The following is a 23,921-nucleotide window of genomic DNA, read 5'->3' as shown; positions in this document are numbered from 1 at the left end:
CGCGCCATGCTTTCTGCCCTGGCCTCCCTCGCCCTTGCCTGCGCACCACACATTCACCCGGTCACGCTGGACGCACTGATTCGCCACGAGTCGGGCGCACGGCAATACGCCATTGGGGTGAACAGCAAGCGCCAGGCCTTCATCCAGCAACCCGGCACCCTGGAAGAAGCCCAGCGCACCGCGCAAGACCTGATGGCCCAAGGCGTGGATTTCGACGCAGGCCTGGGCCAGATCAACGTGCGCAACTGGCACTGGCTGGGCTTGGACAGCACAACGGTTTTCGATCCCTGCAAGAATCTGACCGCTGCCCAGACCGTGCTATCCACCTGCTACGCCAGGGCGCTGCGCCACCATCGTCACCCGCAACAAGCCTTGCGGGCGGCACTGTCTTGCTACAACACCGGCAACCTCACGCGGGGCTTTGCCAATGGCTATGTGGGCAAGGTACTGGCTCAGGCGGGCATCGTGGTCCCGGCCCTCAAGTCAGACCCAGACGATGCGGCATCCGCTAACGACGCGCAACCCGCCACGGCGGACAGCCCGGATACCGCACCAGCCCCGACACCCACCCAGCCACCTGGCACCCCGGACGGCTTCACAGCACATCCCATCGCCGATGGCTTTCAGCCACCGGCCCACTGATCCCTCCGCAGCACCGCATCCAGCGGCCCGCAGCCTCCCCCTTTCTTTTCCCACCCCACACCCCAACACGCCTGCCGGCGTCTGGGGCAGGAGTCATGCCATGCAGAATTTGCCACACCTCACACCCCAGACAAGACCGCGACATTTCATGGACAGGCTGGTGACACTCTGGATACTGGCAACGGTCAGTCACGCGACATGGGCGCAGTCTTTGGGCGGCCTGTCTCGCGCCCGAACCACCCTGCAAACCCTGAAAGACAATTTGGACATCATTCTGCCGATTGCCGCCGTCATCATCGGCGTCATCATCTTCGTGCTGTATTCGGCGGAAGTCATGCGAAAGGATGACGCCATCCGCTGGGGCATTGGCGTGCTGTTGGCCGGGTCCGCAGCCGAACTCGTTGTGCTGCTCTGGAAGTAAGCCATGGCGATCCGCACCAGCAGCACACGCGCCGCCCGCACCGGCCACACAGACCAGTCTCCCGACCATCAGCCCCCGAACACCTATCCCGTGTTCAAGGGCCTGGGCCGCAAGGCGACCTTCATGGGCATCCCCACCACCTTGATGCTCGGCGCGTTCGCATGCGTGGCCATCATTGCCATGACAGCCGGGCTGGCCTGGTGGGGACTACTGCTGGTCGTGATGCCCACGCTGGCCATGCTCACCCGCGATGACGACAAAGCCATCGACATCCTCTGGCTGGAACTCAAGACCCGTCGCACGAATCGCCAGCAGCAATTCTGGCGCGGTTCCAGCTATGCCCCGCAGGGCTACCACCGCAACCGGCCCTGGCGCCGTTTGCTTTCCCGAAGGACTCTGCCATGACCGCAGCCACCGCACTGGCCGTTGATGAACGGCTGGTTTCCCGCTATCTGCCCTATTCCCACCATGTCACCGACCGCATCATTGCCTGCGACAACCACGAATACCTGGCGGTCATCAAGGTCGCTGGTCGGGCACCGGACGCCTACGGCCAGGCTGAACTGACAGACTGGATCGAGGCCCTGCACAATGTGCTGCGCGGCCTACCCATGGGCTCGCTCGGCCTGTATTCTCACATCATCCGCAGGCGTGTGACGGAATATCCCGACAGCACGTTTGCACAACCTTTCGCCACCCGATTTGATGCGGCCTACCGGGCGACATTCGACACCGCGGGGCTAATGGTCAATGACCTGTACCTGAGTGTGCTGATTCACCCCGTCGCAGACCCTGTGCTGGGCACCTTCGCCAGCCTGGAAAAGGCGGATGCAAAACGCCTGGCTCACTGGCAGGATGAATCCATCGAGCGCCTGGACAGCGCCGTGCGGGCACTGACCGCAGGCCTGTACCGCTACGATCCGCAGATCCTCGGCATCGTGGATCGCCAGGGGCTGGCGTTCAGCGAAACGGCTGAATTTCTGGGATTCCTGCTGTCGGGCACCCATCGGCCCGTGCCGATCAGCCGGGAACGGCTGCGCGAAACCCTGCCGCAGGCCCGTCCCATCTTTGGCCGCCACGGCGAGTTGGGCGAACTGCGCACTGTCGCCGGGTCACGCCTCTTTGGCATGATGGAATTGCGCGACTACCCGGAAGCCACCAAACCGGGCCACCTGGACCGGCTGCTGGGCCTGCCCCATGAGTTTGTGCTGACGCAATCCTGGGGCAGTCACACAGGAGCCGCCGCCAAGAAACTCGTCAAGAAACACCACAAGCTGCTTGTGGACTCAGGTGACGATTCGGTCAGTCAGGTCACGCAACTGGCCGAAGTGATGGACGATCTGACATCGGCCCGTCTGGGCCTGGGGGATCACCATGCCACCCTCCTGGTGTATGGCATCTCGGCAGACAGTGTGCGTCAGGCACTGGCGCAGACGGCCACCGCCCTGGCCGAAGACGCCGTAGGCTTCCGGCCCCTGGACCGGGCCTTGGAAGCCGGGTTCTGGGCGCAACTGCCGGGCAACTGGCATTGGCGGCCTCGGCCCGTGCCTGTGACCTCCCTGAATTTCCTGTGCTTTTCCAGCCTGCACAACCAACTGACGGGCAAGCCTGCCGGAAATCCCTGGGGGCCAGCCGTCACCATGCTGAAAACACAGACGGGATCGCCCTTTTTCTTCAACTTCCATGCCTCCACGGAAGACCTGGACGAAACCGGCAAACGCCGCCCGGGCAACACCCTGATCATCGGCATGACAGGCACCGGCAAAACCGTGCTGCAAGGCATGTTGCTGACCCAGGCGCAGAAATTCGGGGCTGCCTGCGTGGTCTGGGACAAGGACCAGGGCATGCAGGTGCTCATCATGGCCCTGGGTGGGCGCTACTTCAACATCCGCCTGGGCGAAGCGACCGGCTGGAACCCGTTTCAGATGGAGCCCACCAAGGGCAATGTCGCCTTCATGGTGCGCCTGGTCGTCTACCTGGCCGAACGCCGGGGCGAAGCGGTCAGCACTCGCCAGCGGGCCGATATCACCCAGGCCGTGCAGCAGCTGGTGACGCTTATCGACCGGCCAGCACGCACGTTTTCAACCCTGAACACCCTGCTTCCGAACCCCTACAGCGAAGACGAGTCGCACAGCACCATCCATGCGCGACTCGCCCCCTGGTGTCAGGGCGGGGAATACGGCTGGGTGTTCGACAATCCCGGCGATCACCTGGATCTGGAGGCCGCGAGCGGCAAGCCTGCAATCTTTGGCTTTGATCTGACCGAACTGCTGGATGATGATGACGTGCGCGGGGCCGCCACCCTGTATCTGAAGCATCGGATCGACGCCCTGCACGACGGGCGGCGCATCATCAATCTGTACGACGAGTGCCAGCACCCCCTAAAGGACGCGCACTTTCAGGAGTCCATGCAGGACGCGAGCCGCACGATCCGCAAAAAGAACGGCGTGCTTGCCTTTGCTACCCAGGAACCGGGGGCCATCACCGAAAACCCGGTGGGGCCGTCCCTGGTGCAGCAGACCGCGACGCTCATCCTCTTGCCCAACCCCAAGGCCCGCGCCCGCGATTACATCGAAGGCTTCGGGCTCACACCTGCGGAATTCGCCCTGCTGCAAAGCCTGGGCGAAGCCAGCCGCAAATTCCTGGTCAAGCAGGGGGCGAGTGTCACCGTGGCGCAGCTGGACCTGTCCGGCTGCGAAGACGAGTTGCTGGTGTTCTCCGGCAGCCCTGATATGGCCGAAATTGCAGAACAGGCCGTGGCCCAGGCGGGTTCGGACCCCGCTGCCTGGCTGCCGGTCTATCTTGCGGCCGTTCGACAGACTCACCGTTAGGCAATCCAGGCCCAAGTCAGGCCGCCATCAAAAAACCACCCAGACCATTTTCGTGACGCCACGAAGATGATCGCCGCACGCGTCCCACACAAGGAAACCACACCATGAAGCATGAATCCCATGCTCAGGATCGGCTGCGCGCGAACGAGTCGCACCGCCGGGATCTGGAACAGTCGAAACAAAACGATCTTCAATCAGCGCAGGATCACCACCAGCACGACCCCGCCTTTTATGACCGTATCGGCCTACCTGACTCCGAACCAAAATCAGGTCACCCCGGAGAACGCTTCCTGATTTCGATCTATGGCGAACGCTGGACACCTGAAGACCGAGAGGCAGGCCAATTCAGCGAAGGCACCGCTGAAATCGAGCGCGAAACGGTCGATACCGACACGCTGCAGCGCATCGGCCAGGACTACGGCCTGGACCTGGCTTCTGCCTCCGATCCCCGCCACACGCCGTATCTCTGGTTTTCATCCAGCACCCCGCGCGAAGATCAGGAGTATTTCGGGCAAGGTGTACACAAGTATTACAGCCTGCACATCCACGAAGTGAATGGCCATCGGCCAGAACCGTCGGACATCCAGCGGATTGCCGATCTCATCGGCGTGCGCTTCGATCACCCTCTGCAACTACAGGCACCGACGCATGAACAGGAGGGCCCCGACCTATGTCTATGACCCCTGCAAACCTTGACCGGCCACCCACCGCTGACGAAGCGATGGGCATGGCCTGGTGGAACATCCTGAAACCGACAGAGCGCGCGACCTGGCTTACAAAAGCTGGGCCCGCCTGCAGCGTGGCCGATGCCTGGGCCACCTTCAAGCGGCACCAGGCGAACCCTACCAACCCATCACCACAGGACACCCCATGAATCGACGACATTTCATTGCCACCGCCGGCGCCACCCTGCTGACCTTCCTGGGCGGATGCAAGACGGAACCGGATGGGGAGAAGTTCGTGGGGTATTGGTTGACCGACCTGGGGCGTTATCCGCCCACCCTCATCCACATCAAGCGCAATGGCGACAGCCTGCTGTTCACCGTGAACGGCTGGAACAACATCGGCAAGGTTGGCTACCGGGTTCACACCGCTCCAGCGACGCCTGGTGATGCTGACAATATTCTGGTCGTGGCAGGCACCAAACACATTGCCTATGACGAAGCCTCCGATCAGATCACCACGGATGGCACAACGGCCAAACGCATTACCCAGGCCGAGTACGAAGCCGAGCTGACGAAAAAGCGCAGCTGATCTACCAGCCAACCTGATGGGCCTACCTGAAAGGACAGGCCCATTCCTGGGTAGCGTCTGCTGCCCATCTTTCCTTGGAGTTCCCATGACACGCTGCAAGCTGCTTGCGGCGGGCATTGCCCTGTCCGCTGCTTTCATGAGCCCAGCCCACGCCAGTGGCATCCCCACCATCGACGCCGCCACCATCGCCCAGCTACAGGAACAGTTGCTCACCGCCCGAGACCAGCTGAAAAACCTGACCGAACAACTGGCGACCGCCAAAAGCCAGCTGGCTGCCTTCACACAGTCCAGTGGCTACGGCAACGTGGTTGGCAACCCGGATATCCGCAACCAGCTGCGTGCGGCCCTGCCCAATAGCGCCCAGGATCTGCTCGACCGCTCCGGTGGATCCAGCCTGGACGGGGATGTGGACCGGATCACCGATCAAGTGATGGCCCCCGTCAATTTTCAGGAGGATCGCCAGGCCCTGTCCAAACGGGCCCTGAACATCGAGGCCACGTCCAAGGCCATGAGCGAACGCGCCTACGATTCGATGACCCGACGCCTGGCCAATGTGGATGCCCTGCAGGACAAAATCAATCAGACCACCAACCCGAAGGAAATTGCAGAACTGCAGGCCCGCATCCAGATCGAACAGGCCAATATCCAGGCCGAACAGGTGCGGATCCAGTTGGCCTCCCAGCAGCTGGAAGCTGAACGTCATCTGCTGCAGGCCCGTGCAGAACGCGTCTATGGCGGATGGTTCGGCAACAAATCGGGCAAGAGCGAAGGCGACGCCGTAAACCCACAACCATAAGGCAAGACCATGGCCGGATTTGAAACTTCCGTCACACCGCCTTCAGATGCCGACAACATTGCACAGTGGGTGATGAGCCAGACAGAAAACGTCCTGAGTGATGCCGTCAACGGCCCTATGCAGGCCCTGTTCGAGGCCCTGATGCCGGTCATCGTCGTGGGGCTTACCCTGCAGTTCGTGATCTACGCCTTTGCCCTGATGCGCGGACAGGGCGGCATGACCGTCACCGAGTTCTTTCGCAAGGCCATCCTGGTGGTCATCATTTCCTTGTTCTTTGGTGCCGGTGGGCTGTACCAGAACGACATTGCCAAAGCCATGGTCGCTCTGCCAGACGACGTGACCCAGCTTGCCCTGGGCACTGGCAGCGTGGCCGAAGAAGTGGACAAGCTGCAGCAGGAAACAGGCGAAGCATCCAACGCCATGATGGGCGCCAGCAAACAGCCCTGGTACAACTTCATGCCATCGACCCGTGAAGTGCTGGTCAGCATTCTGGCCACGCTGGTGAGCTTCAGTTCGGCCATGGTAGGCAGCATCATCATGGTCATCATCGTCGTCTGCAAGGTCGGTATGGCTTTGGTCGTGGCCACCGGGCCCATTTTCATTGCGGCCACCCTGTTTGAGCCCACCAAGCCATTGTTCAACAGCTGGGTTTCTCAGGCCTTGAACTTCGTGTTTCTGGCACTGTTGGCAGGCCTCATCTTCGGGCTGCTGCTGCAGATAAATATCCAACTCATCCAGATGATCGCCACCGAAACCGAAAAAGGCATTACTGATGTGTTGTCGCTCTTTGGTGCTCAGGTATTGGTCGGCATCGCCAGCCTGGTCGTCATGATCATGCTCCCCGGCTTGGCCGCTGGCCTGTCCAACGGCTTCGGCGCTCGTCTGGGTATCGGTGCAGCTGCCCACGGAGCCTTCTCGGTGCTGCGCCTGCGCAGCATGTTGCGCCCCCGCGCCAAGTAATCCCTTCCGGCCAGCCGCTGGTTCGGCCCTCCCACCTCTGATCCGCCTGCCGCACCCCGGCAGGCTAGGAGCCCTGTACCCATGAAATCCTTCATCGCCGTCCTGGTATTCACAGGGCTGCTGGCTGGCTGCGCCTTTCACGCGCCCCAGCCGCCGCAGCCCGCCGATTCTCCCCGCGTGCCAGTGAACGCCACACCACCCTCGTTTGACGGAGCCTGAACCATGGCCGACACCCTCAAATCTGAAGACATCGCTGCCTACCTGGAGCGATCCCGAGGCCTGGAACGCGATCATCTGGGCGAGCTCATTGCCAGTCGCAAACGGGCCTGGCAGGTGGCGCTCGCCGCTGGCACCCTGGCACTGGTAGCCGTGGGCGCGGTGCTGGGCCTCACGCCCCTGAAGCAGCCGCCCGAAATGTATGTGGTGCGCGTGGACGACGCCACCGGCGGCATCGAGCACGTCAGCCGTCTGGGCCAGCCGCTGGAGGACTACGGCCAGCGCATCGCCAAGTATTTCCTGAACAGCTATGTGCTGAACTGCGAAGGCTACAGCTGGCAGACCATTCAGGAGCAATTCGATACCTGCGCCCTGCTGTCTTCGCCGCCCATCCAGACGGCCTACGGCAAACGCTTTGAAGGCCCCGAGGCCGTCACCACCCGCCTGGGCACCCAGGGCACGGTGGATGTGCAGGTGCATTCCATTACGCTCGGGGCCAACCAGGCCGCCATCGTGCGCTTTTCCAAGACCGAGCGCGACGTGACCACGGGCGAGACCAACAAGGTACGCCACCTGATCGCCACCATGGCCTACCAGTACGCCGATGTGCCGCTCACCGAAGCCGTGGCCCGGCGCAATCCGCTGGGCTTTCAGGTAACGCGCTACGACCTGGCCGCTGATCTCTCGCGTTGACGTCAGACCGCATCAGAAGGAAATCCCATGTTTGACCACTTCCCCAGCCGCCAGGCACTGGCCCTGATGCTGAGCCTGGCGCTTGCAGGGCCCGCCCTGGCCCTGGAAACCCCCAGATCCTCGCGTCTGGACCATCGTGTGCGCACTGTGAACTACAACCCGGCCGACGTGATCCAGCTGGACGCCGTAATCGGTGTGGCCACCCACATCGTGCTGGCCCCAGACGAACACTACGTCTATCACGTCTTTGGCGACAGCAGCGCCTATGCCTTCACCTACAAGGACAATCACCTGTTCTTCAAGCCCACGGCCGAGGACGCCAACACCAATCTGATCGTGGTGACTGACCAGCGCGATTACAGTTTCCGGCTGTCCTACAGCGACAGCCGCAGCGCTCCGGCCCTCTATAAGCTCGTCATCCGGTATCCAGACGTCGAAGCCCGCAAGCGCGACCAGGCTGCCCAGCAAGCTGCCATCAAGCGATCCCTACAGGCGACCCCCACCCGCGTTAACTGGCTGGCCTACACCCGAAGCGGCGACGCGGCGATTGCCCCAGTCCACGCCTGGGACGATGGCCGCCAGACCTGGCTGCAATTTGCCCCCGGTGCAGATATTCCAGCGGTCTATCGAGTCACACCCGACGGCCAGGAAGTCATCACCAACTTCCACATGGCCGACGACCGCACCCTGGTACTGCACCGCACCTCGACCCTGTGGCATCTGCGCTTGGGCGATCTGGTGCTCGCCATCCATAACGAGACCTATGGCGCAACGCCGCCACCGGCGCATACCGGGACGACATCGCCAACGGTCAAGCGGCGGATCAAGGGTCAATCTTCACGGTCCCAGTCGGTCGAATCACAGGCAGTAAGCAGCCAATCCTCGAGCATGCCCGTGCCCTCTTTCCGGGTTCGAGAAGTGAGCCCAGCAAGGAATACCCCATGAACGATGAACAACCCCACCCGAAGCTGGAGCGCGAGCCGTTGGAGCGTGAACCCCTGCACCGCGAGCCCCTGGACCTGGGCGCTACCGGCCACAGCGCCCCACGCGGTGCGCGGGCCTTTCTGTGGCTCACCATCCTCGTGGCCGTCGCCGTGGCAGCAGGCGTGCTGCTCAAGGCCTGGAGCCGCGATACCGAGCAGGCCAACACCACCGGCCTGGAGGCCGATCAAAGCGGCATCACCAACCGCCTGACAGCTCCCAAGGTCGAACGCCCGGCCCCAACAATCAAGCCAGAAGCACCGCCTCCAGCCGCAGAACCAAGCCACACCTACTATGTGCCGCCGCCCATGCCTGCCGCACCGCCGCCCGTCGATGAAGTCGCCCAGCGCAGGCTCGCGAGCCCCCTGAATGCCGGTTCCACCGATGGCGGCGCTGCAGCCAGCCACCCCACTGGTCCCGGCGGGCCGCTTGCCGATGCCGGTCCCCTAGCCGACAAGCTGCGGCCGCTGGAGCTCGCCCCTTCTGTCGCAGGCCAACTGGGCAACCGCAATTTCCTGCTCACCCAGGGCACCATGATCGACTGCACGCTGCAAACCAAGCTGGTGAGCACCCAGGCGGGGCTGTTGACGTGTCTAGCCACCCACGACGTGATGAGCACCAACGGCAAGGTGAAACTGATCGACGCAGGCACCAAGTTCACGGGCTACCAGTCCGGCGGGATCGTGCAGGGCCAGGCCCGCGCCTTCGTCACCTGGAACCGGCTGGAAACTCCGGCAGGCGTGATCGTCAATCTTGGGTCACTCGGCACCGGCCCCTTGGGCGAAGCTGGTCTGGATGGCCATATCGACAATCATTTCTGGCAGCGCTTTGGCAACGCCATCCTGCTGTCGCTGGTCGGAGACTTCGGCAGCTGGGCGGCCAACCAAGGGCAGTCTGGCAGCAACAACATCCGCTTTGACAACACCCGCGAAGGCGGCCAGGAGGTCGTCGCCAAGATCCTGGAAAAGTCACTCGACATCCCCCCAACCCTCTACAAGAACCAGGGCACGCGCATCGGCATCATGGTCGCGCGTGACCTGGACTTCAGCCAAGTCTATGACCTTGAACCCATCCCCTGAGCCGCTGCCCTTTGACCGGGCGATTGCGGTCAACACCTTTTTGCGGCCGCTCGCCCCCCACCTGGCCGATCCCGCCGTCACGGAAATCGCCATCGTGCGGGCGGGCGAAATCTACACCCGTGTCCGTGGTGCCTGGCAGCTGCATGACTGCGAGATGCTGACCTATCCGCATCTGGAAGCCCTGGCCACGGCCCTGGCGGCCTACAACCACATGGCCAAAGCACCAATTCTGTCGGTGCTGCTGCCGGGCGGCGAACGCGGCCAGATCGTGCAGCCCCCAGCCTGCCTGGACGGGACGATGGCCATCAACATCCGCAAGCACACCCAGGCGGCCTTCACACTGGATGAACTGCAGGCGCAGGGGGCATTCGATACGGTCGAGGACATCGCTGCGCAACGCGAAGCAGGTGGCCTGTCTGCGACGGACCAGCAGCTCATGGCGCTCAAATCCGCTGGCGACATCCCCGCCTTCCTGCACGCGGCCATTCAGGCGCGCAAGAACCTGGTCGTGGCCGGGGCCACGGGGTCGGGCAAAACCACCTTTGCCCGCTCGCTCATCGACCGGGTGCCCGTCGATGAACGGCTCATCACCATCGAGGACGTGCACGAGCTCATCCTGCCGCGCCACCGCAACTGCATCCACTTGATGTACGGCGGCACACGCGGGCGGGTCTCGGCCACCGACAGCCTGGCGGCCTGCATGCGCTTATCGCCAGATCGGATTTTTCTGGCTGAGCTGCGCGGGCCCGAGACCTGGGATTATCTGGCGGCGCTGAACACCGGGCATCCGGGGTCAGTGACCACTACGCACGCGAACGGCGCAGCCGACACGTTCGAACGGCTGGCCGTGCTCATCAAACAGTCGCCCACGGGCGGCAATCTGGACCTGGCCACCATCCAGGCATTCCTGCGCCAGACCGTGGACATCGTGCTGTATTTCGAACGGTTCCGGCTGAAGGAACTGTGGTTCGAGCCGCGACGGCCTGGGCCTGGGTAAGGCACCCCGTCCTTTTCATCATTCACGGCCACGCAGCCCCGTCTGCTGGCCCTATTCCCCTGTACCCGTGTGAGGCGCTGCACACGACCAGGCAGGCCTTATCCGGGCCTGTCTGGAGCTTTCTTCATGCTGACCCACACCAGCCACCTGACCCGATCCCCAGCTGCCGCAGCCAAGCGCCTTGAAGACGCCATGCGCTTTGCCCACCGTAAGGCAGCAGAAGCCAAAACCCATTCACCTGCCGCAGGGCTCGATATCCGGCCCTTCGTCGTGCCCGGCGTTTCCGAGGCATCCCGTGCCATCCCTAACCATATCGCCCGCTCTGGCATCTTCGCGCCCATCCGGCGCGGGGCCAGCATCATGCACAAGGAAACCGTCTTTCTGTCGGCCCGCAATATCCAGATCACGGGCAGCGGCGAGCAGTTATCCGAAGACCATGCCGACATCTGGATGCACGCCATGTACCTGCAAGCCACCTGCCCCGCAGGCCAACAGCCCATCGTGAACCGCGCAGATTTCCTGCGCGGGATTGGACGCAATACCAGTGGGGCCAGCTACCAGTGGTTGCACGAAGGCATGAAGGATCTGGCCCGTTTTACCCTGTGCATCGAAGCTAGGCGGCCAGATGGATCGGCCAAATACAGCTTTGGCATGCATCCGGCCTGCCGGGTACTGCCCATGATGGGCGGCTTCGACTACGCAGACGGCGTCTACACCCTGGTCATCGACCCACGCTGGGCACAGATCTTCGGCAACCGGGAATATGCCCTGATCGACTGGGAGACACGCCAGAAACTGCGCGGCAATCTCGCCCGCAGCCTGCAGCGACTGATCGCCACCTCCGCCGATACGCAGCAGCGCTACAGCCTGCAGTGGCTGAAGGATCGGGCGCATCACACCGGGCACCTGAGAAACTTCCGTGCCGCCTTGCTCAAAGCCCTGGAAGAACTGGCTGATTTGAACCTGATCGCCAGCCCCCAGATCGGACTGGAAAAAGGCCGGGAAGTCGCCAGCTGGGTCCGAAATAACGGCCGGTCAGCATCGTAATAACAAGGCGCTCGAAGGCCTGAAACCAGGACCAGAAAACGGTTGAAATCAGCCTGTGGATAAGCGACCACGGCCATCGTAATAAGAAGGCGGGCGCATCGTAATAATAAGGCGCTTTATCGTAATAAGAAGGCGTTTTCGTCGTAATAAGAAGGCGGGATCAAGTGCTGAAACGCAGCATTCATGCGGATTTTCAGCCATCCAAATCATGCTCTACCTTTCTTCTACCTTATCTCTACCAGAAGCGGTCTGTGGATAAGTTCGTCTGCCGTCCAGCCTGATCACCTCATCCCCACGCCATCTCAGCCTGCCACGCAGCGCAGCCGCTTTGGCGGCTGCATCGGTCAGCAAGTGATCGACACCAGCCCACTCGGGCCACACCTCACCCATTCCCCCATCACCGCCCTGAACCCGCAGGGCCAAGGAGTTCTCATGCCCCAGAACCCACACGCAAATCTCGACACCCGGCTGCTCGCCATCGCCCATCGAGCTGCCCGTGAAGGCATCGGAGCGCTCAGCCTGGGCGAAGCGCTGACCGCCGCCCTGGTGCTGAATCGCGGCGACTGGCTGCAGGAACGTGGCTACAGTATCGCCGACGCGCTGGATCGCATCGGCGGCGACTGGGCTGCCCGCATCCCGACGGTTGCCCGGCAGTTCCAGATGGAGCTGGCCCAGGCCCGGCTGCGCTTCTCGTTCGAAATCGTGCCGCGTGAAGGCGACGGCGAGGGCTATCTGCTGCGCCTGCTCGATCACAACCAGGAAGTCGGCTGCGGGCATTTCCCCGCCCGTGGCCAGTCCGTGCGCTTTGCCGACGACCAATGCGCCTACGACGAAGCCCACGCTGCAGGCCTGGCCTGGCTGGACGGCAAGCAAGCCGCCGTGCTGCCAGCTCTACATCACTGACCTCACCCCAAGGCCTTTCATGACTGACAACCCGCTCAAACCCGATCCCATCGCCCGTTACCGTGCTGTGCTGGAAAGCCTGGATCCGCGTCTGCGCCAGGCCGCCAAGTTGCGGGCGCTCTACCCGCTCATCGAGCCCCAGGTGGCTGCAGGCGTGCCACACGCGGCCATCATGGAGGATCTGGCCGCCGCAGGCCTGCCAGTGCGGCACAACACCTACATCACCACGCTGCGCCGCTGGCGCAGGGCCAGGCGGCTGGCCGCCGAAGAGGCAAATCAGGCGGCCACCACACCGGCAGCCGAGCCCGATACGGCACACGCTGCCAAACCCACCGCACCACCGCTGGACGCCATCCAGGGGCGGCCCAGCCGCATCCAGACCCCGGGGGATCTACGCAAGATCCGCGACATGCGCATCGACCTCGATGCCCTGCGCCGCGAAGGCCTGGCGAACCGCACCAAGGCATCGCAAGACACCGAAACCCAACACGACAAGGAATGAAGCCATGAAAGTCGCAGTCCTGAACTACACCGGATCGGTCGGCAAGACCGTCGTCGCCTCTCACCTGCTGGCCCCCCGCATGAATGGCGCCCAGATCTTTGCCGTGGAGTCCACCAACGAAACCGGCGCAGACCTGGGCCTGGAAGTCGATCAACTACGCGGCGAACACTTCGGCAGGCTCTTTCGAGAACTGCTCACCCGTGACGATGCCATCGTGGACGTGGGGGCGAGCAACATCGAGGATTTTCTGAACCACATGATGCGCTACGAAGGGGCACACGAGGAAATGAGCTGCTTCGTGCTGCCGGTCATCAACACCGGCAAGGCCCAGCGCGAAACCATCAAGACCGTGGCCGCCCTGGCCGAGCTGGGTGTGGATCCCGAGCGTGTGCGCATCCTGTTCAACCGAGTGGAATCCAGCGTAGAGGATGAATTCCCCTCGATCCTCGCCTATGCGGCCAAAACGGGCGAAGTGCAGGCCAACCCCAAGGCGGCCGTTTTTGAGAACGAAGTCTTCGAGCTGCTGGCCGATCTGCGCACCACGCTGGCTGACGTGCTGGCCGACCAGACGGATTACCGGGCGCTCTTGAAGGCCGCCGACCGCAGCGACCATGCGCGGATCTCCCAGCTGAGTAACCGGCACGCCCTGCGCGCCCTGGCCCAGCCTGTGGATCGGCAGATGAATGCAGCCTTTGCCGCGCTCTTTGCCTGATCCCGCCATGCACGCACCCCAGACCCCAGGCCCGGCTCCGGGCCACGCCCGCACGAAGCTCGATCTGCTGTACCACGACGTGCTGGGCGAAGTCGCCAGCCTCGTGGACCGGCTCGAAACGGTCAGCACCAGCCTGGATGCTACCCAACAGCAGATCCAGGCCGTGGCCGATACCCAGCAGGTTTTGCCCCAGCAACTGGCCCGGCATCTCGTAACCTCGCTGGAAGCCACCGCCAAGCCCATCCACCAGCAGCACCAGCAGGCCATCCGGGCCATGCTGGATGCGACCGAAAGCCGGCTGGATCACCTGACCCAGGAGACGGCCCAGTGTGCCCGCATCACGCACCACGCTGGCCGTCGCATGGCGCTCATCGCTACGGTCATTGGTGGTGCCGCCGGTGTGCTGGGCGGGTTACTGGCAGGTCTGGCGCTGGGCCAGTGGCTGATCGCATGATTCCACGAAGGCACCCATGTCTACCTTGATCTCCCCCATCACCCGGCGGCGCATTGCCGCCTTTTCCCTGGCGCTCTTTCCCATCGGGGCCTGGATAACCGCCGCCACCTACGGCAGCGGCATCACCTGGCGCGACTGGAATCGCCAGGTGGCCTGGCATTTCGTGAAGCTTACCCCTGGTTACCCCCTACTCTACGGGGCGCTGGGTGTCGGCCTTATTCTGGCCCTGGCCTTGATCCTCTTTATCGGCCGCACCGCGAAAACCGAAGGTTTCGAGGGGGCCGCCTACAAGCGCTTCGTGCGCGGCACCCGAATGACCACGGCCAAACACCTGGTAAAGCTCTGCACAGAACCTGGCAAACAGCAGATCGACGTAGCAGGCATCCCCATGCCTACTGCCAATGAAAATCTGCACCTGCTGGTGAGCGGTGCCACGGGGTCCGGCAAATCGGTACTGCTGCGCAATATGGCGGCGTCCGTGCTGGCACGGTCCCGCAGCCATCGACAGCATCTGCCAGGCCAACCGCCCATGCGCAACGACCGCATGATTATCATCGACCCCAATGGCGATCTGCTGAGCAAATTCTGGCAACCCGGCGACGTGATCCTCAACCCCTACGACGCCAGAAGCGAGGGTTGGTCCTTTTTCAACGAAGTCCGTGCCGACTACGACTGGAAACGCCTGGCGCACTCTCTGGTGCCCTTGAGCCAGGACAAGAACGCTGAGGAATGGAACGATTTCGGGCGGCTGCTGCTGCGCGAAACCGCAAAGAAGCTGCACCAACTGCAAGGCACCGAGGCCAGCATCATGGATCTGTTTCGCCTGTGCACCATCGAGGATCCGAAGGTGCTGAAGCAATTCCTGGACGGCACCCTGGCTGAATCCCTGTTCGTCGGCTCCAGCGAGGCCAGCAAGGCGCTGTCGTCAGCCCGGTTCGTGCTGTCCAACAAGCTATCGGAACACACCAGCATGAAACCAGGCCCCTTCTCCATCCGCGATTGGTTGGACCAACCCGACGGTGGCAACCTGTACATCAACTGGCGTGAAGACATGATGAGCTCCATGCGGCCCCTGGTGTCGTCCTGGGCCGATGTTTTCATCACCTCGATTCTGTCCATGCCCGAAGGCACCGGTAGACGCTGGTGGCTGTTCATTGACGAACTGGCCAGCCTGGAAGCCTTGCCGTCACTGGAAGCAGGGCTGACCAAAGGTCGCAAGAATGGGCTACGCATCGTCGCAGGCCTGCAGAGCACGTCCCAGCTGGAACATCTGTACGGGCGCACTATGGCCACCACCATCCGGGCAAGTTTCCGTAACCTGGTCGTGCTGGGCGGATCCCGTACCGACCCGCAGACCGCCCGCGACATGAGTGAAAGCCTTGGCAAACATGAGGTCGAACGGCCAAAATACAGCGTCAGCCGCAGTGTCGATCACCGGAATACGTCGGACAATATGGATCGGACAGTGGAGGATGTGGTGACGGCGGCGCAGATTCAGGCGTTGCCTGTGCTGGAGGGGTATGTGGCGTTGGCAGGGGAATTGCCAGTGGCCCGGGTGGCGATGCCGTTCCAGCGGCTCAATGGGCACGTTGCGCCATTCCAGGGTGGGAAGTGACCGCTATCGGCCATGAGCAGTCATTTGATCCTTGGCTTTTTGCAGTCAGTGGCTTGTACGGTCACTTTTTTTTTCTTGCGCTGGGTCTAACCCGGCGCTCAAGCCGACCCGCATATTGCGGTGGGCTTAGTTTGGTCGTTAGATTTGATTGGGCCTTGTCATGAGAATTGAAGAAGAATACAAAAAAACTGGGTACTTCTGGTTGCCCAAGAAGGAGGAAAGTAAAATTCCGGGGATATTGTCAATCGACGATGGAGGGAGGATAGAGCTGGAAATAGTCGGGCACTTCGATGAGGGTATGAAATCTCTGAGCGACGATCATGATTTAAGCCGAATTATTGGCCATGTTGAAAAAGATGGTTTAGTAACACTTGATGACTGCTTCTATACCAAAAAGAATTTTGCTTTTGGCGGAATTTCCAAGTCAAAAATTTTAGTAAATAAGGTGTTGGGTGGCGCAGCTTGGGATCAAGATGAAAAAGTATCTTTCAATACTTTTTCATTTTCAGTCGATTGCTTGGATGAGTGGGTTGGAATAAGCGGTATTAACGTAGATAGCGACTGGAACACAAGAAAAGCAACGATCAGCTATGAACCACCGGAAAAAATAAGCATAGAACTAAGCAACGGAATGAAGCTTGAGATTTGCTTTGCATATACCCTTCCGGGATTCCCAAACTTGACAGAGGCCAAGATTACTCAACGTGCTTATTTTCGGCTTGAGTCAGAAGAATTACGTGATTTGGGCGATTTCACATCCATTGCCTTCAAAATAACGAATCTTATGTGTTTTGCGATGGATGAAATTGTCAGCCTTAAAAGTGTTTCAGCAACGACACCCGATATACTACGTGATGGTGGCGATGATAAAAAATACCCTGTTCCAATTTCAATCTACTATCAAAGCATTCCATTTTCTGAGAAGACACCCAAAAAAAGCTGGCACGACATGCTGTTCAATTTTGGTGCGATTAAAACCAATGCTCAACAAGTTTTTAATAACTGGCTAAATTCTTACGAATATTTATCCCCTGCACTGGGGTTATATTTTTCCACTAAAGCCGGAGCTCAAAAATATCTTGACGGTAAATTTTTAGCTTTAGCGCAAGGGCTTGAAACATATCACAGAAGAACCAGCAGTGAAACGTTAATGGGTAAAGAGTCCTATGAAGCCTTAGTTTCAGAAATCCTTAAAGGATGCCCAAAGGAACATCTTGATTGGCTCAAGGGAAGATTAATGAATGGCAACGAAATTAATCTCGGAAAAAGAATAAAGAAGATAATTGAGCCATTCAAAGATCATCTTGGAACAAGTAAAGAAAGAAGCAAGCTCCTAAGAAAGATAGTGGACACAAGAAACTATCTAACTCACTACAGTGAAAATTTACATGCTGAGTCAGCAAAGGGTAGAGATCTTTGGGTTCTTTGTATGAAGATGGAAGTGATTTTCAACTTACATTTTTTGAAGGTTATTGGCTTTACGGATGAAGAAATTAACAAAGTGGTTAAAAACTGCTATCCACTGAAACGAAAGTTAGAAGAAATCTAACAAATCAAAGCTGCGCTGATGTTTGAGGCGTTAGTGGTTGTCTGCTATGGGTCGAAGCCGGTCATTGATAAGTGGCCGTTTTCGACCCAGAGCGGACAGCGAAAGATTTCCTAATAAAAGTGGTAGCGGAAGGCAGCGCATACAATTTGCGAAGCAAATGCGCTGACTGGAGCTACCTTGAGCGCCTTGTTAGCCCTGCTCATTGTCACCTTCCGGGTTCTCTATTTCTGCCTCCGTTGCTAGAGCTGCATGAGCATCCCATGCCGCAATTAGCCAGTGCGGAAGTTGGTCGTGCCTCCGAACTGCGACCCTAGCATTTGCATATGGCATATAGGGTGACAAGACGGTTCGCACAAGAAGACTATCGGGATTTACTTGAACTGGTGCAATTAGATCTGGTGCAGCAGTGATGTCCTCACGTGATTGCAAATATAGTGGTACAACATAGCTCATTCTTCCAAAATACCAGTAGGGAAGATGTAGACCGCGATTTATTGACCACTGAATTGCACCTGAAATTGCACACATTTGTGCCACCCTTGGAGTTTGAGAAAGCCAAGGAAAACGATCTGCATTATCTCCCAAAATGTGATCGTGCATCATTACAATTTCTGATCCGGGCGGCAATTCTGGAGCATGCGGCATTTCAGGCGCAATGGGCAACTGTGGTGCAGATATATTTGAGCCGACAGTTACTAAGTAATACGGCTCCCTGCCCTGATTTCTATTTGGGGCAAATGCTAGATACAAAGGAGTTCCATACCTCGTTTGCAAGTGTCCGGCAGTAACATAGAATTGATTTTGGCCCAATGTAAAACGCCCCTGTTCGATACTCCATGCCACATGAACAGCCAAGTATTTCTTTAATACAAAATTATTATTTCCCCAGTTCTGGGAAAGTGCCTCCGTTGCAATACGACTTATTAGCTCATCCGGAATAAAAGCGAAATTATGCAATCTCTCCACCAGTTTATTTGTGTAGGGATCACCAAATGCCTGAAGCAATTCTTGCTGTGAAAACATAACTCTCTCTCAATTCAAAGGGCTAAATAGAAATAGACGTCAGCTCAACGAACACGATTGATCGCCTAAACAGATCGACTTCAGTCCGGCTCACTGGCGCAATACCCTCTGCCGTTTTTTAGTCAAACCTAAAAATCTACGGATGTAATGACTGACCGTTCTTGGCCGAAAGCTGACCGTGTTAATCCACATTTCCTGTGGAAAACCCTGTGTAATCCCCCCGCCCTTCCCCCCAACAGCCAGCACTGGCGCGCCTTTCGCGCCTGCTGGCTGATCTTTTACCACTCCCCCCATTTCCCGGAGCACCCCATGATCTCGCACAGCCAGATCTATCGGGCCCGTGCGGCCCTCGCCACCCACTACTACGCCGACCAGGCTGACGACTACTACAGCCGAGACGGCAGCGCCGCAACCTGGCAAGGCGAAGGTGCCCGACGCCTGGGCGCAGTCGGCGCCATCGACCCTGCCCGGTTCAAAGCCATGCTGCAGGGTGATTTTGGCCATGGCATCACGGCCAGTCAATCCGTGCGCAAGGACGCCAAGGCCCGCGCGGCACTGGATCTGACCTTCGGTGCCCCCAAAAGCATCACGCTGCAGGCGCTGATCGGTGGCGACGAGCGTCTGATCCAGGCGAACGATGACGCCGTGGCCACGGCCCTGACCTACGTCGAACAGCACCTGGCCATGGGCCGCAAGAAGGAAAACGGCAAGTCGCGGGTGGAGCACACGGGCAACCTCATCATTGCCAAGTTTCGCCACGAAACGGCACGCCCCACGGAAGAAGCCGCGCCGGACCCGCATCTGCACGTCCACGCGCTGCTGATGAACCTGACGCAACGGGCCGACGGCCAGTGGGTGGCGCTATCCAACGAACAGATCTTCCAACTGCTGCGGGTGACCGACTCCATCTACCAGGCGACGCTGGAGCACAATGTCCGGGCACTAGGCTATGCCGTGCGCCACGAGAAGAACCATATCGAGCTTGCCCACATCAGCCGGGAGCAGATCGAATTCTTCAGCAAGCGCAGCACGGGCATCACAGCGGAGCTCACCGCACGCGGCACCAGCCGTGATCAGGCCCCACACGCCCTGCGCCAGGGCATCACCCTCGCCCACCGGCAGCAGAAGACTCAGGCCTACAGCCGGGCCGAGCTGCAGCAGCAATGGCAGGCAGCAGCCCAAGCCATCGGTATGCGGTTTGACCAGGCAGGTCTGCAGGCGACCATCCAGCCACGGCAGGACACCAGGGAAACCAGCAAGACCTCCGACCTGGTCGCCCAGGCATCGCTGGACTGGGCGATCCAGCACCTGGCCGAGCGCGAATCCGTCATGCCGCTGGCCGATCTACTGCAAAGCGCCGTGCGCCACGCGGGCGGTCATACGGACATCACCGCCATTCAGTCGGCCATTCGGGCGCGGGTACAGGCAGGGACACTGATCCAGGAGGCCCCGCACTATCGCAGCACGCAGGACATGAAGGCAGCGCCCATGACCCGCGATGGCTGGGCGGCCGAAGTCGTGCGCCTGCGCGGGGCCTCGCATGAATCCGCCTTGCAGATCGTCGATCAGGCCATCACCCAAGGACGGCTCTTGATGGAAAGCCCCCGCTACGCCACACGCAAGGCCTATGAGGCGGAATCCCGCATTCTGGCAGCTGAAGCAAACGGCCGCCGTGCCTGGCCGGCCCCCATCGCCAGCACTGTGGCCGAGGCCGGACTGGATGAACGGCTCACCCCAGGCCAGCGCGAAGCCGTAATGCTGATTGCCAGTGACACCGATCAGATCAGCGGCATCCAGGGCCTGGCCGGTACGGGCAAATCCTTTGCCCTGCAAAACGCCCAGGCCATCCTGCAGCAGCAGGGCCACAGCCTGGTGGCGCTCGCCCCCTATGGCGGCATGGTTCGCAATCTGCGCAAGGATGGCGTACCGGCCAATACGGTGGCATCGGTCCTGGCTGCCCGCGACAAGCGGCCCTTTACCAGCCAACTGGGCCCGCAGACCGTGGTGGTGATCGACGAGGCCGGGGTTGTGCCCGTGCGCCAGATGGACAGGCTGCTGGCACTCATCCAGCTCACCGGCGCGAAGGTGGTGCTGCTGGGCGACACGGCCCAGACCAAGGCCATCGAGGCGGGCCGCGCCTTTGCCATGCTGCAGGAACACGGCATGAAGACGGTGCTCATGGGCGACATCCAGCGCCAGCGATCCGAACGGCTGCGCCAGGCGGTGCAGCTGGCCGCCCGTGGTGAGGCCAGCCGGTCCCTGCCCCTGCTGGACCGCGTGCTGACCATCCAGGATCAGTTCAGTGTCGATGAACACGGTCAGAAGACCCGCGACAGCTCGGCCCGGTATGAAGCCATCGCCCAGGCTTATGTGGGGCTGCCCGCCGATCAGCAGGCCAGCACCCTTGTCGTGACCGGCACCAACGCCTCGCGCCAGGCAATCAATGCCCGCATCCACGCCCTGCGTGGCCTGGAGGGCAAGGGCCAGCGCTGCCAGCTGCTCGCCCGCCACGACACCACGCGCGCCGAGCGCAGTGTCGCCCGGTATTACACCGTGGGTGATATTGTCGTGCCCGAACGTGATTACCAGTGCGGCCTGAAGCGTGGCGAGCTGTACCGGGTGACCGGTATCTCACGTCATGACCGCATCACAGTAGAGGCGGTGAACCCTGGCGCATCAAAGCCTGAGCCCATCGAGCTCATTCCCCGCACCATGGGCAAGCTCTCGGTCTATCACCTGAACGAATCCGAACTGTCCGTGGGCGACCAGGTGCGCATCACCCGCAACGATGCCCAGCGTGACCTGGTCAACGGCCAGCTGGCGCGGGTCGTCTCCATTGAGGCCAGCAACGTCACCATCGAGGCTGGCGGTCGCCACATCACCCTGCCCACCGACCGACCGCTGCACCTGGACTATGCCTACACCACCACGGCGCACAGCGCCCAGGGCCTGACCTGCGACCGGGTGTTGTACAACGCGGAAAGCTTCAGCCGCACCACGGCCCAGGATACGTACTACGTCAGCATCTCGCGCGAGCGGCACGAGGTTGTGGTGTTCACGGATGATGCCGACAAGCTGCCCGAACGGGTGGACCGGCTGGGGGTCAAGGGGCTGGCGCATGACCTGGCCCCGGCACAAGTCGAGAGCCCCACTCTGCACCTGCAGGGGCCCGATGCAGCCCAGCAACAGGAGGCAGAACCTTCAATGGAGATCAGTTGACGCCTTTCTGCTCTCAAACAGCCTGCCGGATGCCCCCAGAATGGCCCTTAATTGCCTCCGAAGTATCCCTCTCTCGTCCCGAAGCTGTAGCCGCTCTGGCTCCATCGCGCATCTGGTTTGTATCCGTGGCGTATCCCGCATGGCTCCGACATGAAACTTCTTGTCTCGGCCAAAATGTCTACGCGCTATTCGGCCACAGTCGTAGCCGCCGTCCTCCCCGCTGGATCAATGGCTTGCGCCATTCCAGTGCCCTATCTGTCCTACATCACCAAAACCGGCCTGTTTCCGCCAAGCCATTGATCCACAAAGATTTTTCTCACCCCGCTAGGGGTGCGTCATGTGTGGGACGTTTAAGGCCACAAAGAAGCGCAGCGAATTTGGGGACTGAACGGCCCAGCCTGACCGGAAACCGGACAGGCAGCGTCACAGCACAGGGCCCCAGGCGAAGCCTGGGAACGGGGCCAGACATCAGCATCAGGCAGGCCACAAGATGCACAGAGCGGATCCAGAATGGCCACCACCAGGCCCACCAGCAGCAGCCCACAAAAGCCACCAGGCCAGAACACAACAAGGCCCGGACAAAGCCGGGCCAGGGTGCCATGCGGGACAGGGCCAGGATCACCCGGCCGGGCTCATGCAGTCTCTCAGAACGGAATATCCGACTCTTCCAGCGCGGCGGATCCAGCCGCCGGGGCTGGCGCGCGTGTCGGAACCTGCCCACTACGTCCCTTCGCCCTGCCTGCTGCGGCCGCCGCCTTCGCCTCACCCGCCGGGCCGTCATCCCGTCCGCCCAGCATCTGCATCTGGTCGGCGATGATCTCGGTGCTGTAGCGGTCGGTGCCGCTGTCCTTGTCCTGCCATTTGCGGGTCTTCAAGCGCCCTTCCACAAACACGGTACGGCCCTTCTTCAGGTATTCGCCTGCGATCTCGGCCTGTCGGCCGTAGAACACGACGCGGTGCCATTCGGTTTCTTCGCGGCGCTCGCCGCTGGCCTTGTCGCGCCAGGTGCTGGTGGTGGCAATCGACACGTTGCAGACGGCGGCACCGTCAGGCGTGTAGCGGATCTCCGGGTCCTTGCCCAGGTTGCCGATGAGGGTCGCGCGGTTCAATGATGCCATGGTGATTCTCCAATATTGAAAGTCTGGGGGGATGCCCCAGGCCGGGATCCGGCCCAGGGCGGATAAGGTGGTCAAGCCTGGTTCAATTCGTCCAGGTGGCGGATCACATCCTTGGCGGCCCATTGGGCGTTACCCGTCAGTTGGCGCACCCAGGCGCTGCGTGTCGGGCTCCAGCGAAAGCCGTGGCGCTTCAACACGTCGCGGGTGTCCTTGGCGGGTTTGCCGTCAAACAGGAACATGGCGCGGTTTTCCTGCGGATCCTCGCGGTAGGTATAGCCGTTGCCTGCCTGCTCAGTCTCGGTGCGCTCGGCCGCGTATTCCAACTCCTTGATGCGGGCCATGAGGCGGTGGATATTGGCATTGTTGTTCTGCAGCTGATATGGCGCAAAGCCGGTCCGACCGGCATAGTCGGGCGTCACCAGCTCGCGGGCGCGTTCTTCGTAGGTCAGGCCAGAATCCACCAGGGCGGCCACCTGCGCATCGGCGCCGGCCTTCGCATGGCGGCGCAAAATGGCATTGATCGCCTTCATCGTTTCCTGAATCGCCTGCAGGCTGGCCAGCTTGGCCTGCAGTTTCTCGATAGCGGCCGGGTCGTCGCTGGAAATCCCGCCTTTGCCCACTGCAGCGGCCTTGTCGGCGTAGTGTTCGGCCTTTTTCCGCAGATCGAAAGACTTTTCAAAGCCTCGACTGATCCGTTCCCGGTACCGGCGGTCGGATCGTTCCGAATGGTGCCCCACCAGGATGGGCTGGCCCATGGGGATGGCATCGGCCATGCGGCTGGCCTGGGACGCGACCGCATCGGATTGCGCATGTGCCTGCCCTGCGCAGGTTTCATAGCGGGCCGTACGGGCTGCCTGCTTGGCCTCAAAAGTGTTCATGGTCTGATCTCCAAAACAAGGGTTGAACTGC

The 23,921-nt window shown here is 60.8% G+C and carries 24 protein-coding genes; 21 read left to right on the top strand and 3 right to left on the bottom strand.

The genetic code is table 11. The features are described from left to right. The first annotated feature begins 6 nt into the window (after positions 1 to 6). The 20 genes from ABCV34_RS03380 (at position 7) to ABCV34_RS03285 (ending at position 17,652) form a co-directional block, all read left to right on the top strand. Positions 7 to 642, top strand: a complete 636-nt coding sequence (locus ABCV34_RS03380; RefSeq protein WP_345797820.1) for a lytic transglycosylase domain-containing protein — start codon at positions 7 to 9, stop codon at positions 640 to 642. A 160-nt stretch (positions 643 to 802) separates the two neighbouring features. Continuing rightward, the gene (locus tag ABCV34_RS03375) at positions 803 to 1,063 is read left to right on the top strand and encodes a TrbC/VirB2 family protein (protein ID WP_345797819.1); all 261 of its coding nucleotides are present in this window, start codon (positions 803 to 805) and stop codon (positions 1,061 to 1,063) included. Between the two features lie 3 nt (positions 1,064 to 1,066). Continuing rightward, positions 1,067 to 1,468 (top strand): VirB3 family type IV secretion system protein, encoded by a 402-nt coding sequence (locus ABCV34_RS03370; RefSeq protein ID WP_345797818.1) that lies wholly within the window; start codon positions 1,067 to 1,069, stop codon positions 1,466 to 1,468. Continuing rightward, on the top strand, positions 1,465 to 3,894 hold the full coding sequence (locus ABCV34_RS03365) for a VirB4 family type IV secretion/conjugal transfer ATPase (protein WP_345797817.1): 2,430 nt from the start codon (positions 1,465 to 1,467) through the stop codon (positions 3,892 to 3,894). The genes ABCV34_RS03370 and ABCV34_RS03365 overlap by 4 nt, the downstream gene beginning before the upstream one ends. 104 nt (positions 3,895 to 3,998) lie before the next feature. Then, the gene (locus tag ABCV34_RS03360; RefSeq protein WP_345797816.1) at positions 3,999 to 4,574 is read left to right on the top strand and encodes a hypothetical protein; all 576 of its coding nucleotides are present in this window, start codon (positions 3,999 to 4,001) and stop codon (positions 4,572 to 4,574) included. Between the two features lie 190 nt (positions 4,575 to 4,764). Then, positions 4,765 to 5,148, top strand: coding sequence for a hypothetical protein (locus tag ABCV34_RS03355; protein ID WP_345797815.1), 384 nt, complete (start codon positions 4,765 to 4,767; stop codon positions 5,146 to 5,148). An 85-nt stretch (positions 5,149 to 5,233) separates the two neighbouring features. Beyond that, a complete protein-coding gene (locus ABCV34_RS03350; RefSeq protein ID WP_345797814.1) occupies positions 5,234 to 5,944 on the top strand; it encodes a type IV secretion system protein in 711 nt (236 codons plus the stop codon). A gap of 72 nt (positions 5,945 to 6,016) precedes the next feature. Further along, positions 6,017 to 6,904, top strand: a complete 888-nt coding sequence (locus ABCV34_RS03345) for a type IV secretion system protein (RefSeq protein WP_345797813.1) — start codon at positions 6,017 to 6,019, stop codon at positions 6,902 to 6,904. 81 nt (positions 6,905 to 6,985) lie between these two features. Continuing rightward, positions 6,986 to 7,123: a conjugal transfer protein gene (locus ABCV34_RS03340; RefSeq protein WP_345797812.1), complete on the top strand. Its 138-nt coding sequence runs from the start codon at positions 6,986 to 6,988 to the stop codon at positions 7,121 to 7,123. A 3-nt stretch (positions 7,124 to 7,126) separates the two neighbouring features. Next, positions 7,127 to 7,813 carry a VirB8/TrbF family protein gene (locus ABCV34_RS03335; RefSeq protein ID WP_345797811.1) on the top strand — a complete coding sequence of 229 codons (687 nt, stop codon included), beginning with the start codon at positions 7,127 to 7,129 and terminating at the stop codon, positions 7,811 to 7,813. 27 nt (positions 7,814 to 7,840) lie between these two features. Next, on the top strand, positions 7,841 to 8,758 hold the full coding sequence (locus ABCV34_RS03330) for a TrbG/VirB9 family P-type conjugative transfer protein (RefSeq protein WP_345797810.1): 918 nt from the start codon (positions 7,841 to 7,843) through the stop codon (positions 8,756 to 8,758). Then, positions 8,755 to 9,873: a type IV secretion system protein VirB10 gene (gene virB10, locus ABCV34_RS03325; RefSeq protein ID WP_345797809.1), complete on the top strand. Its 1,119-nt coding sequence runs from the start codon at positions 8,755 to 8,757 to the stop codon at positions 9,871 to 9,873. The genes ABCV34_RS03330 and virB10 overlap by 4 nt, the downstream gene beginning before the upstream one ends. Next, positions 9,851 to 10,870: a P-type DNA transfer ATPase VirB11 gene (gene virB11 / locus ABCV34_RS03320; protein WP_345797808.1), complete on the top strand. Its 1,020-nt coding sequence runs from the start codon at positions 9,851 to 9,853 to the stop codon at positions 10,868 to 10,870. The genes virB10 and virB11 overlap by 23 nt, the downstream gene beginning before the upstream one ends. A gap of 126 nt (positions 10,871 to 10,996) precedes the next feature. Beyond that, entirely contained in the window at positions 10,997 to 11,917 is a 921-nt protein-coding gene (locus ABCV34_RS03315; protein ID WP_345797807.1) for a TrfA, read from the top strand. A gap of 432 nt (positions 11,918 to 12,349) precedes the next feature. Then, positions 12,350 to 12,820 (top strand): hypothetical protein, encoded by a 471-nt coding sequence (locus tag ABCV34_RS03310; RefSeq protein WP_345797806.1) that lies wholly within the window; start codon positions 12,350 to 12,352, stop codon positions 12,818 to 12,820. A gap of 19 nt (positions 12,821 to 12,839) precedes the next feature. Next, the gene (locus ABCV34_RS03305) at positions 12,840 to 13,322 is read left to right on the top strand and encodes a hypothetical protein (protein WP_345797805.1); all 483 of its coding nucleotides are present in this window, start codon (positions 12,840 to 12,842) and stop codon (positions 13,320 to 13,322) included. A 4-nt stretch (positions 13,323 to 13,326) separates the two neighbouring features. Further along, positions 13,327 to 14,034 carry a StbB family protein gene (gene stbB / locus ABCV34_RS03300; protein WP_345797804.1) on the top strand — a complete coding sequence of 236 codons (708 nt, stop codon included), beginning with the start codon at positions 13,327 to 13,329 and terminating at the stop codon, positions 14,032 to 14,034. Positions 14,035 to 14,041: 7 nt separating this feature from the next. Beyond that, positions 14,042 to 14,488, top strand: coding sequence for a hypothetical protein (locus ABCV34_RS03295; protein WP_345797803.1), 447 nt, complete (start codon positions 14,042 to 14,044; stop codon positions 14,486 to 14,488). A 16-nt stretch (positions 14,489 to 14,504) separates the two neighbouring features. Next, entirely contained in the window at positions 14,505 to 16,103 is a 1,599-nt protein-coding gene (locus tag ABCV34_RS03290; RefSeq protein ID WP_345797802.1) for a type IV secretion system DNA-binding domain-containing protein, read from the top strand. A 160-nt stretch (positions 16,104 to 16,263) separates the two neighbouring features. After that, positions 16,264 to 17,652, top strand: a complete 1,389-nt coding sequence (locus tag ABCV34_RS03285; RefSeq protein WP_345797801.1) for a HEPN domain-containing protein — start codon at positions 16,264 to 16,266, stop codon at positions 17,650 to 17,652. Between the two features lie 189 nt (positions 17,653 to 17,841). Here ABCV34_RS03285 and ABCV34_RS03280 read toward each other — a convergent pair whose 3' ends face one another. Then, positions 17,842 to 18,675: a DUF3825 domain-containing protein gene (locus tag ABCV34_RS03280; RefSeq protein ID WP_345797800.1), complete on the bottom strand. Its 834-nt coding sequence runs from the start codon at positions 18,673 to 18,675 to the stop codon at positions 17,842 to 17,844. Between the two features lie 309 nt (positions 18,676 to 18,984). Between ABCV34_RS03280 and mobF the strand changes: the two genes are divergently transcribed. Further along, on the top strand, positions 18,985 to 21,894 hold the full coding sequence (mobF, locus tag ABCV34_RS03275; protein WP_345797799.1) for a MobF family relaxase: 2,910 nt from the start codon (positions 18,985 to 18,987) through the stop codon (positions 21,892 to 21,894). Positions 21,895 to 22,538: 644 nt separating this feature from the next. Here mobF and ssb read toward each other — a convergent pair. Both ssb and ABCV34_RS03265 read right to left on the bottom strand, forming a co-directional pair. Continuing rightward, positions 22,539 to 23,012: a single-stranded DNA-binding protein gene (ssb, locus tag ABCV34_RS03270; protein WP_345797798.1), complete on the bottom strand. Its 474-nt coding sequence runs from the start codon at positions 23,010 to 23,012 to the stop codon at positions 22,539 to 22,541. 71 nt (positions 23,013 to 23,083) lie between these two features. After that, positions 23,084 to 23,890 carry a DUF3560 domain-containing protein gene (locus ABCV34_RS03265; protein WP_345797797.1) on the bottom strand — a complete coding sequence of 269 codons (807 nt, stop codon included), beginning with the start codon at positions 23,888 to 23,890 and terminating at the stop codon, positions 23,084 to 23,086. Positions 23,891 to 23,921: the final 31 nt, after the last annotated feature.

Origin of the sequence: Castellaniella sp. MT123 (assembly GCF_039614765.1) — a bacterium.
Lineage (GTDB): Bacteria > Pseudomonadota > Gammaproteobacteria > Burkholderiales > Burkholderiaceae_B > Castellaniella.
The sequence above is the reverse complement of the archived record's forward strand: the minus strand, read 5'-3'. Positions and strand labels throughout refer to the sequence as shown.

Coding starts and splice junctions, on each gene's coding strand:
- ssb (WP_345797798.1), bottom strand. CDS start 23,012: ATGGCATCATTGAACCGCGCGACCCTCATCGGCAACCTGGGCAAGGAC.
- ABCV34_RS03310 (WP_345797806.1), top strand. CDS start 12,350: ATGCCCCAGAACCCACACGCAAATCTCGACACCCGGCTGCTCGCCATC.
- ABCV34_RS03365 (WP_345797817.1), top strand. CDS start 1,465: ATGACCGCAGCCACCGCACTGGCCGTTGATGAACGGCTGGTTTCCCGC.
- ABCV34_RS03280 (WP_345797800.1), bottom strand. CDS start 18,675: ATGTTTTCACAGCAAGAATTGCTTCAGGCATTTGGTGATCCCTACACA.
- virB10 (WP_345797809.1), top strand. CDS start 8,755: ATGAACGATGAACAACCCCACCCGAAGCTGGAGCGCGAGCCGTTGGAG.
- ABCV34_RS03340 (WP_345797812.1), top strand. CDS start 6,986: ATGAAATCCTTCATCGCCGTCCTGGTATTCACAGGGCTGCTGGCTGGC.
- ABCV34_RS03330 (WP_345797810.1), top strand. CDS start 7,841: ATGTTTGACCACTTCCCCAGCCGCCAGGCACTGGCCCTGATGCTGAGC.
- mobF (WP_345797799.1), top strand. CDS start 18,985: ATGATCTCGCACAGCCAGATCTATCGGGCCCGTGCGGCCCTCGCCACC.
- ABCV34_RS03285 (WP_345797801.1), top strand. CDS start 16,264: ATGAGAATTGAAGAAGAATACAAAAAAACTGGGTACTTCTGGTTGCCC.
- ABCV34_RS03335 (WP_345797811.1), top strand. CDS start 7,127: ATGGCCGACACCCTCAAATCTGAAGACATCGCTGCCTACCTGGAGCGA.
- ABCV34_RS03345 (WP_345797813.1), top strand. CDS start 6,017: ATGAGCCAGACAGAAAACGTCCTGAGTGATGCCGTCAACGGCCCTATG.
- ABCV34_RS03350 (WP_345797814.1), top strand. CDS start 5,234: ATGACACGCTGCAAGCTGCTTGCGGCGGGCATTGCCCTGTCCGCTGCT.
- ABCV34_RS03370 (WP_345797818.1), top strand. CDS start 1,067: ATGGCGATCCGCACCAGCAGCACACGCGCCGCCCGCACCGGCCACACA.
- ABCV34_RS03290 (WP_345797802.1), top strand. CDS start 14,505: ATGTCTACCTTGATCTCCCCCATCACCCGGCGGCGCATTGCCGCCTTT.
- ABCV34_RS03360 (WP_345797816.1), top strand. CDS start 3,999: ATGAAGCATGAATCCCATGCTCAGGATCGGCTGCGCGCGAACGAGTCG.
- ABCV34_RS03265 (WP_345797797.1), bottom strand. CDS start 23,890: ATGAACACTTTTGAGGCCAAGCAGGCAGCCCGTACGGCCCGCTATGAA.
- stbB (WP_345797804.1), top strand. CDS start 13,327: ATGAAAGTCGCAGTCCTGAACTACACCGGATCGGTCGGCAAGACCGTC.
- virB11 (WP_345797808.1), top strand. CDS start 9,851: ATGACCTTGAACCCATCCCCTGAGCCGCTGCCCTTTGACCGGGCGATT.
- ABCV34_RS03380 (WP_345797820.1), top strand. CDS start 7: ATGCTTTCTGCCCTGGCCTCCCTCGCCCTTGCCTGCGCACCACACATT.
- ABCV34_RS03295 (WP_345797803.1), top strand. CDS start 14,042: ATGCACGCACCCCAGACCCCAGGCCCGGCTCCGGGCCACGCCCGCACG.
- ABCV34_RS03305 (WP_345797805.1), top strand. CDS start 12,840: ATGACTGACAACCCGCTCAAACCCGATCCCATCGCCCGTTACCGTGCT.
- ABCV34_RS03315 (WP_345797807.1), top strand. CDS start 10,997: ATGCTGACCCACACCAGCCACCTGACCCGATCCCCAGCTGCCGCAGCC.
- ABCV34_RS03355 (WP_345797815.1), top strand. CDS start 4,765: ATGAATCGACGACATTTCATTGCCACCGCCGGCGCCACCCTGCTGACC.